Annotated in this window: 14 protein-coding genes; 7 read left to right on the top strand and 7 right to left on the bottom strand. The window is 65.8% G+C overall.

Annotation, left to right across the window (positions count from 1 at the left end; all coding sequences use genetic code 11):
• Positions 1 to 50 precede the first annotated feature (50 nt).
• Genes VGQ44_12240 through VGQ44_12220 form a run of 5 tightly spaced genes read right to left on the bottom strand, consistent with a single transcriptional unit; the run spans position 51 to position 5,539 of the window.
• On the bottom strand, positions 51 to 1,169 hold the full coding sequence (locus VGQ44_12240) for a UvrB/UvrC motif-containing protein (GenBank protein ID HEV8447588.1): 1,119 nt from the start codon (positions 1,167 to 1,169) through the stop codon (positions 51 to 53).
• Entirely contained in the window at positions 1,157 to 1,984 is an 828-nt protein-coding gene (gene mutM / locus VGQ44_12235; GenBank protein HEV8447587.1) for a bifunctional DNA-formamidopyrimidine glycosylase/DNA-(apurinic or apyrimidinic site) lyase, read from the bottom strand. Before mutM ends, VGQ44_12240 begins: the two co-directional genes overlap by 13 nt.
• Positions 1,962 to 3,278: a phosphoribosylamine--glycine ligase gene (gene purD / locus VGQ44_12230; protein ID HEV8447586.1), complete on the bottom strand. Its 1,317-nt coding sequence runs from the start codon at positions 3,276 to 3,278 to the stop codon at positions 1,962 to 1,964. Before purD ends, mutM begins: the two co-directional genes overlap by 23 nt.
• Positions 3,263 to 4,237: a M48 family metallopeptidase gene (locus tag VGQ44_12225; protein ID HEV8447585.1), complete on the bottom strand. Its 975-nt coding sequence runs from the start codon at positions 4,235 to 4,237 to the stop codon at positions 3,263 to 3,265. The genes purD and VGQ44_12225 overlap by 16 nt, the downstream gene beginning before the upstream one ends.
• Positions 4,238 to 4,294: 57 nt before the next feature.
• The gene (locus VGQ44_12220; GenBank protein ID HEV8447584.1) at positions 4,295 to 5,539 is read right to left on the bottom strand and encodes a cystathionine gamma-synthase; all 1,245 of its coding nucleotides are present in this window, start codon (positions 5,537 to 5,539) and stop codon (positions 4,295 to 4,297) included.
• A 73-nt stretch (positions 5,540 to 5,612) separates the two neighbouring features.
• Here VGQ44_12220 and VGQ44_12215 point away from each other — a divergent pair, with 73 nt between their 5' ends.
• The 7 genes from VGQ44_12215 to VGQ44_12185 all read left to right on the top strand — a co-directional run bounded on the left by VGQ44_12215 (position 5,613) and on the right by VGQ44_12185 (position 12,340).
• Positions 5,613 to 6,695 (top strand): HD domain-containing phosphohydrolase, encoded by a 1,083-nt coding sequence (locus tag VGQ44_12215; GenBank protein ID HEV8447583.1) that lies wholly within the window; start codon positions 5,613 to 5,615, stop codon positions 6,693 to 6,695.
• An 81-nt stretch (positions 6,696 to 6,776) separates the two neighbouring features.
• Positions 6,777 to 8,174: a phosphoglucosamine mutase gene (gene glmM / locus VGQ44_12210; GenBank protein HEV8447582.1), complete on the top strand. Its 1,398-nt coding sequence runs from the start codon at positions 6,777 to 6,779 to the stop codon at positions 8,172 to 8,174.
• Positions 8,152 to 10,020: a glutamine--fructose-6-phosphate transaminase (isomerizing) gene (gene glmS / locus VGQ44_12205; protein ID HEV8447581.1), complete on the top strand. Its 1,869-nt coding sequence runs from the start codon at positions 8,152 to 8,154 to the stop codon at positions 10,018 to 10,020. The genes glmM and glmS overlap by 23 nt, the downstream gene beginning before the upstream one ends.
• A gap of 46 nt (positions 10,021 to 10,066) precedes the next feature.
• Positions 10,067 to 10,492 carry a MarR family transcriptional regulator gene (locus tag VGQ44_12200; protein HEV8447580.1) on the top strand — a complete coding sequence of 142 codons (426 nt, stop codon included), beginning with the start codon at positions 10,067 to 10,069 and terminating at the stop codon, positions 10,490 to 10,492.
• A 127-nt stretch (positions 10,493 to 10,619) separates the two neighbouring features.
• Positions 10,620 to 11,186: a YceI family protein gene (locus VGQ44_12195; GenBank protein HEV8447579.1), complete on the top strand. Its 567-nt coding sequence runs from the start codon at positions 10,620 to 10,622 to the stop codon at positions 11,184 to 11,186.
• 42 nt (positions 11,187 to 11,228) lie between these two features.
• Positions 11,229 to 11,750, top strand: coding sequence for a D-aminoacyl-tRNA deacylase (gene dtd / locus VGQ44_12190; GenBank protein HEV8447578.1), 522 nt, complete (start codon positions 11,229 to 11,231; stop codon positions 11,748 to 11,750).
• Entirely contained in the window at positions 11,747 to 12,340 is a 594-nt protein-coding gene (locus VGQ44_12185; GenBank protein ID HEV8447577.1) for a Maf family protein, read from the top strand. The genes dtd and VGQ44_12185 overlap by 4 nt, the downstream gene beginning before the upstream one ends.
• Here VGQ44_12185 and VGQ44_12180 read toward each other — a convergent pair.
• Positions 12,307 to 13,362: a glycosyltransferase family 9 protein gene (locus tag VGQ44_12180; protein HEV8447576.1), complete on the bottom strand. Its 1,056-nt coding sequence runs from the start codon at positions 13,360 to 13,362 to the stop codon at positions 12,307 to 12,309. The two genes, VGQ44_12185 and VGQ44_12180, sit on opposite strands and share 34 nt — an antisense overlap.
• Positions 13,359 to 14,369, bottom strand: a complete 1,011-nt coding sequence (locus tag VGQ44_12175) for a glycosyltransferase family 9 protein (GenBank protein ID HEV8447575.1) — start codon at positions 14,367 to 14,369, stop codon at positions 13,359 to 13,361. Before VGQ44_12175 ends, VGQ44_12180 begins: the two co-directional genes overlap by 4 nt.
• Between the last annotated feature and the right edge of the window lie 53 nt (positions 14,370 to 14,422).

Genomic DNA, 14,422 nt, shown 5'->3' with positions numbered 1-14,422 from the left:
CGCCAGGGTACCCCAGGCCGCTGTACGCGGCGTCGCGATTCAGCGAACGGCTACGACGCCGCGGCCACAGCCGCGGGTGTCGCGCTCGTGCGATGCAACTCCTCAGGGAAACGACGAAACCAGGAGGACAAGAGCAACAACTCGTCGATCTCATGCGTCGGGATCTGCGTCGTTCGGCGTTCCATCGGTGAAAAGACGCTGTCGATGAGCTGCATGAGTGACGCCGCCTCATCCGTCGTCGTCGGCACCGACGCTTCGGCCCGCACGAGACCGCGACGAATCAAATAGACGCGGTCGGCCCCATCATACCCCGGCACGCTATACACAAACGAAAGGTTCTCGACCGCGAATCGCAGGTGCGCGAACTGCCCCCGCAGCGCCTCGAGCCGACGCATCTTGTCGCGCAGCGACGCCGCGCGTTCAAACTCGAGCCGCTCGCTCGCCGATTCCATATCGTTGCGCAGACGCTCGATCGGGCCGTCGTCGACGCCGTCGAGAAACGCGCGCGCGAGGAAGAGCCGCTCGTCGTACTGCTGCACCGTGCACCCGCCGACGCACGGCCCGAGACACTTCTTCACCTCGAAGCGGATGCAGCCCGGTGTGCGCGGAAACGAATCGAACAACTCCGGTTGGTCGGCGAAGTGCATTCGTTGGTCGGTGGCGCAATCGCGCAGGCCAAGCACGTCGTTCAGCTCTCGCAGCGCTTCGCCGACGCCCATCGCGCCCATGAACGGCCCGTAGTAGATCGCGTTGTCGTCGCTCCCCGGTCCTCGGACGACGACGAGCTTGGGCGCCGGCCCCTTGGTGAGCTTGATGAAGCAGTAGTTTCGCCCGTCGTTCTTCATGGCGACGTTGAAGCGCGGCCGAAACCGCTTGATGAGCCGCAATTCGGTGAGCAGCGCGCTGAACTCGCTCGGCACGTATTCCCACTCGATGCGCTCGGCTTCGCGCAGAATGCGCGCGCCCTTGTCGTCCGGAAATGCCGCGCGGAAGTAGCTGAGCAGCCGAGAACGCACTTGCTTTGACTTGCCGACGTACACGATCTCGCCGTCGGCGGCGATCATCTGGTAGACCGCCGGCCGGTCGAGCGCATTGTCCTTGACGTGCGTGCGCATCACGCGCAGCTGCGCGTCGGACGTCGGGGGGCGAAGCAGCTTTACTTTTGGCATCGCGCGCAGAAAACGGTCGACCGGCCGTCGATCGCGTGCGTCTCGATCAACCGCGCGCCGCAGCGCGAGCACCGCTCGCCGGCGCGTCCGTACACGGCGAGCTTCTCGACGAAGCGGCCGCGCTCTCCGCGGGCGTCGCGATAGTCCCGGAAGCTCGTGCCACGCGCCGCGATCGACTCACGCAGCACATCCACGATCTCTTCGCGGAGCGCGGTTGCCTCGTCGCTCGCGATCGAGCCCGCGGCGCGCGACGGGTCGATACCCGCCCGCCAGAGTGCTTCGTTCGCGTAGATGTTGCCGATGCCGGCGACGACGCGCTGATCCATCAACGTTTTTTTGATCGATTGACGGCGGCCCGCGAGGAGGGCCGATAGATGCTCGGCGGTGAACGCGCGGTCAAGTGGCTCGACGCCGAGCGAAGCCGTGTATTCGTGGAATCGCGCCCGCGACATCAGGGTCACCGTGCCGAGGCGGCGGATGTCCCGGTAGTGGAGCGTGCGCCCGTCGTCGAGCGTGAACGCCACCGTCGAATAGCGGCGTTCGTCGGCGGCCAGAGTTCCGTCGTCGATCAGCAGCGCGCCGGTGAATCTCGGCTGGACGACGAGGTGTTCGCCGGACGACAGCGACATCACGACCAACTTGGCGCGCCGCCAGCACCGCTCGATCGTGGCGCCCGTGACTCGGCGGACGAACCGGCCGGGCGAGCTCTCGCGCAGGACGTCGGCTCGTCGCACGACGACCCGTTCTATCCGCCGGCCCGCGACCTCTTGGTCGAGGTCGCGGGCGATCGTTTCAGTCTCGGGAAGCTCGGGCACGGCGCGAAAGTTCGCGCCACGCGATATCGGAACGGAACTGCTTGCCGGCGAATTCGACGCCGCGCGCATACTCCTGGCTTCGCGCGCGGGCGTCTTCGAGCGTCGGACCGACGCCGGTGACGGCGAGAACACGACCGCCGGACGTCTCCAGGCTCCCGCTTTTGCCCTTCGTCGTGCCCGCGTGAAAGACGAAGACGTCGCGCTCGGCGGCCGGTAAACGAATCGCATCGCCGGTGCGAGGTTGCTCGGGGTAGCCCGCCGCGGCGATCACCGTCGTCACCGCCGCTCGATCCGCGGCGACGGAAGATTCCGACAGCCGCCCGCCGCGCGCGACGGTCGACATGGCGTCGAAGATGCCTGCGTCGTCGCCGAGCGCCGGCAGAACCGTCTCGGTCTCCGGATCGCCGAAGCGGCAGTTGAACTCCACCACTTTGGGACCGGCGGCGGTCAGCATCAGTCCCACGTACAGCAAACCCGTGAACGGAGCGCCGCGCGCTTGGAGCGCCGCCAGCGTCGGTCGGACGACGCGGTCGACGACGTCGTCGGTGAACGCCGGCGAGTCGGTAAGAGAAACCGGGCAGTACGCGCCCATGCCGCCGGTGTTCGGACCACGATCGCCGTCCGCGAGACGCTTGTGGTCTTGCGACGCCGGCAGCGTCACGACGCGCTCGCCGTCGGTGATCACAAAGACGGAAAGTTCTTCGCCGTCCATGAACTCCTCGACGAGCACTGTGTCGCCGGCCTCTCCAAAGGCGTGGTCGCTGAGCATCGCCGCCGCGGCGCTTCTCGCGTCGTCGATGCTCGTCGCGACGATCACGCCCTTTCCCGCGGCAAGTCCGGAGGCCTTGATCACCACGCGCTGAGATTCGTCGGCCAACTCGTCGATCGCTCGATTCGCCTCGGCGAGAGAGCCGCACGTGCGCGCGCGGGCCGTCGGAACGCCGGCGTCGACCATGATCCCCTTGGAGAACGCCTTGGACGACTCGATCGCCGCGGCGGCGCGCGACGGTCCGAAGATCGGCATCGACTCGGCGCGAAACGCGTCGGCGAGGCCGGCGGCGAGCGGCGCTTCCGGGCCAACGAGCGTCCAGTCGACGCGCTCTTGCCGCGCCAGCGCGACGAGTCCGGCGGCGTCGGTCGCTCGAACAGGAACGCACGTCGCAATCTCGCCGATCCCGGGATTGCCGGGCGCGGCGAGAATTCGAGACGACGGATTTTCTTGGCGCAGGCGCCAGGCGAGCGCGTGTTCGCGCCCGCCTCCGCCCACGAGAAGGATGGTCAGCGGTTCCGCCACGCGGAGCTCACCGCGTCGCGCGCCCGACTGAGCCCATCCTTGAACTGATTCACCGTCTCGCGGGTCTTCTGCCCGTAGTAACCCGCGGCGTCGGCGTAATCCTCACCGAGCGGCTGATCCTTGTCACCGCTTCCGCGTCGCACGTAGTCGCCGGCCATGATCTTGTCGAAGCCGCCCGCGCGCTGCCAACGCAGAAGCTCGGCCGCGCGAACGGTGTGCATTGGGTGCGTGCGCATCACGGTGTTGAGAATCTTGAGCACCGTGTCCCAGGCGTCGCCGCCTGTCTCGTAGGCCTCGGCCTGACGAATGAACTCCTCGACGCGCAGCGTGTCGCCGTACGGCTTGCCGCCGGCGAGCTTCATCTCGGCGCCCATGACCTTGTTGAGGTCTTGCACGGCAAGCAGGCCGGCGCGGTCCGACGAGAACTCGCTCTTGCGGCTCCACTCGAGCAGCGCGAGCTGGAAGGGCAGAAGCGCCGCCGCAGCGAGGAAGGGCAGGTTGCTCACGCCGAAGTACATCAGGATCACGGCAATCGTGGTGTACGTCGGATGCCCGCTCATGATGTGCCCGAGCTCGTGCCCGAGGATCGAGCGCACTTCGTCTTCGTCGAGGATTTCGAGCAGCCCGGAGTGAATCACGACGAACGGCTTGTCGAATCCCACCGCCATCGCGTTGGCGACCGGCGTTTGGCTCACGTACAGCTCGGGGCGTTCGGGCCAATCGAGGGTCTCGAGGACTTCGGTCCACATGGCGTTCAGCTGCGGCCGTTGACCGGGGGTCACCTGCACCGCATCGCCCAGAAACAGCTGGCGGATTCCGCGTTCGCCGAAGAAGCCGGCGACCTTTCTCACAACCTCGTCGAAGCCGGGAATGGCGCGGAGCGTGTTGAGCGCGGCGCGGTCGGCCGGGTGCTCCCACGCGCGTGACGAGATCTGGACGAGCTGGACGCGGTTTGCCATGGCGAAGTCTGGATGAAGGTCGCTGTCTCTGGAGGGGGCGGGTAGTCGCTCCGATCCCTACGGTGCTCCGCTTCCGATTGTGTCGCGAGCGCGCGAGCCTCTCGCTGATTCGCGCCCGCCGCCAGCCCTTTCCGGAATCCCGTCGAACGCCTGTTCCAGGTCGGCCAGCAAATCGCCGACGTCTTCCACCCCGCAAGAAAGCCTGACCAGGCCGTCGCTCAACCCGAGCGCGGCACGGCGATCCGGTGGAACCGACGCGTGCGTCATACCGGCCGGCTGGCTGATCAGGGACTCCACGCCGCCGAGTGATTCGGCGAGCGCGAAGACGCGGACGCGGCCGAGCACGTGGGCGGCCCGCTCTTTCGTCCCGAGCTCCACGCTGATCATGCCGCCGAAGCCGGACATCTGCCGCTTGGCCAACTCGTGCTGCGGGTGAGACGGCAAGCCGATGTAATACACATTCTCGGTGCCGACGCGCTCGACCAGCCACTTGGCGATCTCGCGGCCGTTCGCGTCGTGCTGCCGCATGCGGAGGTGCAGGGTCTTCGTGCCGCGAAGCGCGAGCCAAGCGTCGAACGGTCCCGCGACCGCGCCGGCGGCGTTGTGGATGAATTGCAATCGCGCGCCGAGATCGTCGTCGCGAGTCACCGCGCAGCCGCCGATCATGTCGCTGTGGCCGTTCAAGTATTTCGTGGTCGAGTGGTACACGATGTCCGCGCCCAGCTCGAGCGGCCGCTGGAAATACGGTGATGCAAACGTGTTGTCGACGACGAGCAGCGCGTTCGCGCGGTGCGCGATGTCGGCGACGGCCGCGATGTCCGTGAGCCGCATGAGCGGATTGCTCGGCGTCTCGGCCAGAACGAGCCTTGTCTCGGGGCGCATCGCGTCGGCGACGCGCTGAGGATCGCGCGTGTCGACGTAGGTGAAGCTCAGACCGAAGTTCTGCAGGAGCTTGTCGAACAGGCGGAACGTTCCGCCGTAAACATTTTCCGCGCAGACGACGTGGTCGCCGGCGCGGAAGAGCTTCATGATCGAATCGAGGCAGCCCATGCCGCTCGAAAACGCGAATCCGTGGCGGCCGTTCTCGAGCGCGGCCACGTTGCGCTCGAACGCCTCGCGAGTCGGGTTCTTTCCGCGGGCGTATTCGTACCCTTTGTTCTGACCCAACCCTTCCTGCACGTACGTCGAGGTCAGGTACACCGGCGTCATGATGGCGCCGGCGAGGGGTTCGGGGCGCTGGCCGGCGTGGATGGCGCGAGTGCCAAATCCCGTAGCGAGATCGTCATCAAAGACTCGAGTCATGCCGATACTCTATCCTGTGCCATGCGTAGAAGTTAACCCCTGAAGGCGACTTGACGAAGCCGAACCCCACTCGATGATCGCGCGGCCGCACGAAGTCTCCCCGGTTTTGCCCTGCTGTCTGGTCGTCGACGACGAGCCGCGCCTTCGACAGGCCATGGTCCACCTGATGCGCGCCGACGGGTTCCAGTGCGTCGAGGCGGCCAACGGCGTCGAAGCGCTCGAGCAGTTGGAACGCTATCCCGTGTCGCTGATGCTGAGCGACCTCCGAATGCCGAAGATGGACGGCCTCGAGCTGCTCCGAGAATCGCGGGTGCGCTTTCCCGACATCGCCGTGGTGATGATCACCGCCGTCGCGGACGTTCAAGTCGCGGTGAGCTGCTTGGCCAACGGGGCGGCCGATTACGTCGTCAAACCGTACCAGATCGACGACGTCCGGGCCCGAGTCGCCCAAGCGCTCGACAAGCGGCGGTTGCTCCTCGAGAATCGCGCGTATCGCGAGAGCCTCGAGGATCGGGTCAAGGAACAAGCTCGCGAGAACGAAGAGCTCTTCCTCGCCAGCATTCAATCGCTCGCCGAAGCGCTCGAGCTCAAAGACCCTTATACACGCGGCCATTCGATTCGCGTGAGCCAGTACTCGCGCGCCATCGCCCGCGCGATGGGTCTGTTCGGAGACATGCTGCGGCAAATCGAGCTCGGCGGACACGTCCACGACATCGGCAAAATCGGCGTTCGCGAAGCGGTGCTCAACAAGGCCGAGCGGCTCACCGCTGAAGAGTACGAGCACATCATGACGCACCCGGTGCTCGGCTGGCGAATTCTCGCTCCACTCCTCGGCGACCGGCCCTGCGCGCTCAACATCGTGCGTTCACACCACGAACGCTACGATGGGTTGGGGACGCCGGACGGTCTTCACGGAAATCAGATCCCTCTCGAGGCGCGCATCGTCGCCGTCGCCGACGCGCTCGACGCGATGACGAGCGATCGGCCATATCGCCCGAGCGAGATGTCTCTTTGCGCGGCGCTCGAGGAGATCCGCCGCAACACGACGACGCAGTTCGATCCTGACGTCGTCGAGGCACTCACTCGCGTCGTCGCCGCGGGCGATCTCCAGCTTCTTCCCAAGTCCCCGCACGGTTCGCTGGTTCCGGCGCATTGATGCGTCGGCCGCGCTTCGCGAACGCGAAGCCCGCCGCCCACCGCGGCTTGACCCTTTCCTCGGACGACTAGGTTTCGCCCGATGTCCACCGACGGATTGATGGTGAGTGTCTCGGGCATTCGCGGCCGCGTCGGTGGGGCGCTCACGCCGGATGTCGTCGCGTGCTATGCGGCCGCGTTCGGAGCTTGGTCCGCGTCTCGGGCCGGGACGACCAAAGCGGCAGGCACGCGCCCGAGAATCGTCGTCGGCCGCGACAGCCGTGTCTCGGGGCCGATGTTCCACCGAGTGGTTCTCGGCGCGCTGCAATCCGTCGGCTGCGACATCATCGACATCGGATTGACGACCACTCCAACGTGCCAGCTTGCCGTCGAGCACCATCACGCGGCGGGCGGTCTGATGATCTCGGCGAGCCACAATCCGATCGAGTGGAACGCACTCAAGTTCATCGGGCCGACCGGGCTTTTTCTCGAGGCGTCCGAGGGGAACGAGATGCGCGCGCTGGTCGAGGGCGGGATTGCGCGCGCGACGTGGGATCACCTCGGCGAGATCGAGCTGGATGACCGTGCGATCCTGCGACACATCGAACGTGTCCTTGCGATACCGTACCTCGACGTCGCCGGCATTCGCGCGCGCGGCTTTTCCGTCGCAGTCGATTGCGTCCGAGGAGCTGGTGCCGTGATCATGCCGGAGCTCCTCGAGCGGCTTGGCTGCCGTGTCACGACGATCAACGCCGAAACGGATGGAAGATTTCCGCGGCCGCCGGAACCGGTGGCGGAGAATCTTGGGGAGCTGGAACGACTCGTGCTCAAAACCCGCGCGGCGATCGGATTCGCGGTGGATCCCGACGTGGACCGTCTTGCGTTGGTCTCGAACGAAGGGAAGGCGATTGGCGAGGACTTCACGCTGGCATTGGCGGCGAGAGTGGTCCTCAGGCATCGACGAGGCGCACTTGTAACGAATCTTTCCACCAGCCGGATCGTCGAGGATGTGGCCGTCTCGGCGGGGGTCCCTGTCCTCAGGGCGCCGGTTGGCGAAGTGAACGTCGCGGTTCGTATGCGCGATGAGAGGGCTCCGATTGGTGGCGAAGGAAATGGTGGCGTGATTCTATCCGAGGTGCATCTTGGACGGGATGCGCCGGTGGGCGCGGCGCTCGTCCTACAACTGCTGCACGAGGAGAATCGCTCTCTGTCCGAGATCGTCGCGGAGCTGCCGAAGTACGTCATCGTCAAAGACAAGCTGGACCGCCCGTCCGCTCCGCTCGGTACGGTGTACGAAGCGTTGCGCGCGGCGTTTCCGGATGCCGAGGCGGACGCGCAGGATGGCCTCAGGCTCGCGTGGATCGACCGGTGGGTTCACGTTCGACCGTCCGGTACCGAGCCCATCGTGCGCGTGATCGCCGAGGCTCCGACCGACGCGGCCGCTCGAGAACTGGTGCGCAAATCACGCGAGCCGCTCGATGCGCTCGCCGCTCAACATTGAACCGGATTCGCAATTCATGTGCGGAATAGTCGGATACGTCGGATCTCGTAGCGCCGGAACGCTGTTGGTCGAGGGGCTCAAGCGTCTCGAATATCGTGGCTACGATTCGGCCGGAATCGCGATGATGAACGGCAACGGGCTCGAGACTCGCAAAGCGAAGGGCAAGATCTCGATGCTCGAGTCGGTGCTGAAGACGAATCCCATTCACGGCAGTGTCGGGATCGCCCACACGCGCTGGGCGACGCACGGCGCGCCGAGCGAGGGCAACGCGCATCCGCAGGTCGACTGCACCAACACGATCGCGGTCGTCCACAACGGCATCATCGAGAACTACAGCGCCTTGCGGAAGATGCTCCAGATGCAGGGGCACACGTTCAAGTCGGACACCGATACGGAGGTTCTCGCGCACCTGATCGAGGCCGCCATCGCCGACGAGCCGCTCGAGGACGCGGTGATCGACGCGCTCAACTTGGTCGAGGGCACCTACGGCATCGCGGTCGTTTCGAGCAAAGAGCCCGGCAAGATCGTCTGCGCCCGCCAGGGGAGCCCGCTGCTCATCGGCCTCGGCGACGGCGAGAACTACGTGGCGAGCGACGTGGCCGCGATTCTCAAGCACACGCGCCAGGTCGTCTACCTCGACGACGGAGAGATGGGCGTGCTGACCAAGGACGGATACACGGTTCTCGATTTGAACGCGCGCCGTATTTCCAAGGGCGTGAGCCGGATCGATTGGTCGCTCGATGAGATCGAGAAGGGCGGCTTCGACCACTTCATGCTCAAGGAGATCTTCGAGCAGCCGCAGACGATCCAGAACACGATGCGCGGACGTCTCGTCGTCGACGAAGGCTTCTCGAAGCTCGGCGGTCTGAATCTCACGCGCGAAGAACTCCAGTCGATCAACCACGTCGTGATCACGGCGTGCGGCACGAGCTGGCACTCGGGGTTGATCGGCGGGATGTACATCGAGGAGCTCGCTCGGCTGCACGCGGAAGTGGAGTACGCGTCGGAGTTCCGGTATCGCAATCCGATCGTCGACGACAAAACGCTGTGTGTCGTGATCTCGCAGTCCGGCGAAACGGCGGACACGCTCGCCGCGATGCGCGAAGCGAAACGCCGTGGGGCGAAAACGCTCGGCCTCGTGAACGTCGTCGGCTCGACGATCGCGCGCGAAGACAACGGCGGCATCTATTTGCATGCCGGTCCGGAGATCGGCGTCGCATCGACGAAGGCGTTCACGAGCCAGGTCATCGCGCTCGCGCTGCTCACGCTCAAGCTCGCGCGTCTCCGCAACATGTCGCTCGTCGCCGGCAAGGAAGTCGCGCAAGCCATGCTCGCGCTCCCGGATCAGATCCAGTCGATCCTCGACCGGGCGCCCGAGATCGAGAAGCTCGCCGACCGATTCAAGAACGCGACCAACTTCTTGTACTTGGGCCGCGGCTACAACTTCCCGGTCGCTCTCGAAGGGGCGCTCAAGCTGAAAGAGATCAGCTACATCCACGCCGAGGGGTATCCCGCGGCCGAGATGAAGCACGGCCCCATCGCCCTGATCGATTCCGAGATGCCCGTCGTGTTCGTGGCGCCCCACGACGCCGTGTTCGAGAAAGTCGTCTCGAACATCCAGGAGGTGAAAGCGCGTGGCGGCAAGGTCATCTGCATCACCAGCCAGCCTGAACCAGTTCTCGATGGGATGATCGACTACGAGATCCGGATTCCGCAGACGATCGACATGCTCTACCCCGTCCTGACCGTCGTGCCGCTCCAGCTGCTGGCGTACTACATCGCCGTGAAGCGCGGGCTCAACGTTGACCAGCCGCGAAACCTGGCGAAGTCAGTCACCGTGGAGTGACTTGAAGCCACTTGACTAGTGGGTTCACTGCATGTACTATTCATGCGTGAACGACACTATCGTCAGTCAGTCGCCGAAACACCTGGATGCCATCCTGCAGACGGCCCATGCCCTCGAAGCGCGCCTCGAAGCGGCGCTGGGAGAGGCCGGGCTGTCCGGAGCCAAGTTCTCTGTTCTGAGCGAGTTGGTACGCTCAGGAGAGGCATTGCCGCTCGGTGAGCTAGCGTCCAGACTGGCCTGTGTCCGATCAAACATGACCCAGCTGGTCGACCGCTTGGAGGCCGATGGCCTGGTTCGCCGGGTGGCGGATCCCAACGATCGACGCTCGGTAAAGGCGCAGATCACCGACGAAGGCGCAAGCCGCCAGGCCGATGGGGCAAAAAGGGTCGAGACGCTCGAACACGAGTTAGCGGCCCTCGTCTCTCAGGCCGACGGCGCCGCGCTGCATCGCATGCTGCTTGCTCTGCGGTGAGGCCATGTCCGCATCGCTGTTTTTTGTTCGTAAGGTACAGATATGCACTTTCGATGTGCGAATCATACAGAGATGACCGATGCCGGCCTGTCTCTTCCAGGCTCACTAGTAGCTCTTGAGGATTCCCATGAACACCACTGATGCAACCACCGTTTGGACCGTCGACCCCGCGCACGCCGAGTTGGCGTTCTCCGTCCGCCACCTGATGATCAGCAACGTGCGAGGACGGTTCGGCAAAGTCGAAGGGACCGTCACCGTCGACAACGCGGACCCGAATCAGTCCAAGATCGACGTGACGATCGACGTCAATTCGATCGACACGCGCCAGGAGATGCGCGACAATCACCTTCGGTCTGCCGATTTCTTCGACGCGGGCAAGCATCCGACGATGCACTTCGTGAGCAAACGGATCGCCGGCGATGTCACGAAGGATTTTCAGATCATCGGCGACCTCACGATCCGCGGCACGACGCGCGAGATCGAGCTGAACGCGAACCTCGAGGGGCGCGGCAAGGATCCGTGGGGGAACGAGCGCGCGGGGTTTCACCTCAGCGGTTCGCTCAACCGCCACGACTTCGGCTTGAACTGGAACCAGGCGCTCGAAGCCGGCGGCGTCACGGTCGGCGCCGAGGTCAAGATCTCGATCGACGTGGAGATCTACCACAAGCTCGAGACGCTGAGCGCCGCGGCGTAGTCGCCCGGCGACCAGCGGCGCGGGCATGTCTCCGCTAGCTTCTTGCGTCGACATGCCCGCGCACCAGCTGATAGGTTCCTCGCTTCCGCGCTTTGCACCTCTGCTCGGAATGCTGGTCATCTAGCTTTGAGAGTTCTCGTTCAACGCGTCACCCGCGCCAGCGTGAGCGTAGACGCTCGTGTCGCCGGCGCGATCGACCGCGGGTTCGCGGTTCTCGTCGGATTCACCCACACGGACGCGCTCGACCACGTCGAGTGGATGGCCGAGAAGCTCGTCGGCCTGCGCCTGTTCGCCGACGACGAAGACAAGATGAATCGCTCGATCGTCGACGTCGGCGGCGCGATGCTCGTCGTGTCGCAGTTCACGTTGTACGGCGATGCGGTGAAAGGGCGCCGGCCGAGCTTCGTCGACGCGGCTCGTCCGGAGCACGCGCAGCCGCTCTACGACAAGTTCGTCGACGGGCTTCGAAAGCGCGGGGTGCCCGTCGAGACCGGCGAGTTCGGCGCGGCGATGCAAGTCGAGATCGTGAACGACGGCCCGGTCACGCTCTGGATCGAGCGGTGAGTCGCCCGCCGGTCGTTCTCGCGTCGGCATCGCCGCGGCGTCGCGAGCTGCTGCGTCTCATCGGCGTCGAACACGTCGTCACACCGGCCGACATCGACGAGACTCACCGGCCCGGCGAAGCGCCGGCCGTCTACGCCGAGCGTCTCGCGCGGGAAAAGGCGACGGCGATCGGCCGCACGGATGCCATCGTCATCGGCAGCGACACGGTCGTAGTCGTCGACGGGGACGTGCTTGGAAAGCCGCACGACCGCGACCACGCCGCGGACATGCTCCGCCGTCTGAGCGGCCGCTCTCACGTCGTCATGACCGCCGTCGCCGTCGCCTGGCGCGGCCGAACGTCCTCGGGCGTCGAAGAGGTCGGCGTCACCTTTCGCGAGCTCGGCGACGACGAGATCCGGCGCTACATCGAGACCGGTGAACCGATGGACAAAGCCGGCGCGTACGGAATCCAAGGATTCGGTGCGACGATCGTCGACCGCGTGGACGGCGACTACTTCGCCGTCATGGGCCTGCCGCTCAACCGCCTCGTGCGGCTCTGCCGCTCGCTCGGACTCGGCTACGAATTCGGGCCGCTCACGGCCGACGCGTAGTTCACCCGCCAGCGCTCGACGCGGTCGAGGACGTCCTCGACGCGAATGCGCACCATTCGCTCGAGCCGATTTTCCATGGTGATCGGATACTCTTCGCCGGGGTCCCCATACGCGTCGACGATCAGGTCGTGAAACCGCCGATAGGGCCCTGTTCGCCTCGGGTTCGTGTAGCCCATGAGCGAGACCACTGGCCGGTCGAGCGCCACGGCCATGTGGAGCGGACCGGTGTCGGGCGAGAGCACCAAGGACGAACCGTCGAGAATGCCGACGAGATTCCTGAGACCGCTGCCGAGCGCCGAGACGACCGGAGCGCTCGCGCGCGCGAGGATTGCTTGTTCGGCGAGCACCTCTCGCGTCGAATGGCCGCCGACGAGCACCGGCTGCAGACCGAAGTCGTAGTACAGCGCGTCCGCCACGGTGGCCCAGCGCTCGGGGAGCCAGTCCTTTTGCGGTTTGCTCGTCGCCACGACGATCGACGCGGCGGGCCGATCGAACGGCGCGAAGAATTCGCGCTGTATCGCGCGCTCCTCGCCCCACGGACCGAGATTCCAAACGACGTCGCCGATGGGCACGCCCAACGCGGTCAGGAACTCGAAGTACTGATCCTGCACGTGCTGCTGCGCGTGGGGCGGAATTCGCTGGTTCGTGAACAACCAATTCATGTCGCGGGCGCGCGCTTTGTCGAACCCGAGCTTGATCGGCGCGCGGGCGAGCGACGTGACGATTCCCGCCTTGAAGTACACCTGAAGATCGATCACCACGTCGAAGGGTCGCGCGGCGAGCTCGCGCCGCACGTCGAGAAACACGCGCCAGCCTCGAGCCCGGTCGAAGAGGATCATCTCGTTCACCGCCGGGTGACCGAAGACGAGGCTCATCGGGCCTGGTTGCAGCACCCACGTAACGTGCGTGTTGGGCGCGTATCGCTTGAGCGAGTTCACCACGGGAAGAACGTGAACGGCGTCCCCCACCGCGCTCATCATGACGATGCAGACGCGATCGAGGCGATCAGGCCTCTCGCTCATCGCCCCGGCAAGACCTCGAGCTCTTCGATCTCGCGGACGATCATCGACGCCGAGATTTCCGTCGGCGTCTTCCGGTGCAGCATCCGCCACACGCCGGCGCCTTGCGGGAAGGTGCGCTCGGGTTGCCCCGGCGCGAAGACGCCGACGACGGGCACGCCGAAGGCCGCGGCCATGTGCAACGGGCCCGAGTCGTGCCCGACCATGCACGTCGCGCGCGACAGCACGGCCGCCGTGTTGGCGAGTGATGCGTCGCCCTCCGCCTCGCCCAGCGCGTCCGAGTACGAGCCGCGGGGCTGCGGTTGCGAGCGACGCAATTCCGCGAGCTCCTCGGGGGTGCCGACCCACACTGTCGGCATGCCGAGCGTCTCCAACTGAGCGGCGACGCGAACCCACTCGCCCAACGGGACACAGCGCGCGCGATCGCCGGCGAACGGATGGAGCGCCGCGAATCGCGCCGGCAGCGCGCCGCCCAGCGCTCGAACGGTTTCCGACAGCGGGGCGGCGTCGAGCTGATAATGATTGGCACGGTTGTCGATCCCGAACGCCTTGAGCATCCTACCTTGCTCGCGCACGACCGGCTTCTGCGGGTCCTGCGCGGGAAGCACGTGCGTCAAAAACGTGTCGTTGCGATGCCGAGCCAATCCGATGCGAACGGGAATCGCCGCCGCCGCGACGGCCGCCGCCGTGCGCCACGGCGCCTCGCTCAACACGGCGACGTCGTATTGCCCCTGACGCACCTCGTTCATCGCGCCGAAGAAGCGCAGCATCGGTCCGCGCGAATGGCCGGCGGGCGGAGACCAGAAGGGATCCGCCGCGATGACCCGGCGCACGTGCGGCACGAGCGCCGCGACCGGTGCCGTGTACGCCTTGCACCAGATGTCGATTGTCGCGTTGGGAAACGCCTCGCGCAGCGGCGGGGCGAGCGCCGACGAGAACACGAGGTCGCCCAGGTTGTCCAACGCGACGATCAGGATGCGTTCGGGTGTGGCGAACGGGACGCCGGTCATCTCGTGCGGGGCCCGCGCCTGCGTCCCGGCGCTTGCGTCACCGAGCCGAGCGA

It is taken from the genome of Gemmatimonadaceae bacterium (assembly GCA_036003045.1).
Classification (GTDB): Bacteria; Gemmatimonadota; Gemmatimonadetes; order Gemmatimonadales; family Gemmatimonadaceae; genus JAQBQB01.
The sequence above is the reverse complement of the archived record's forward strand: the minus strand, read 5'-3'. Positions and strand labels throughout refer to the sequence as shown.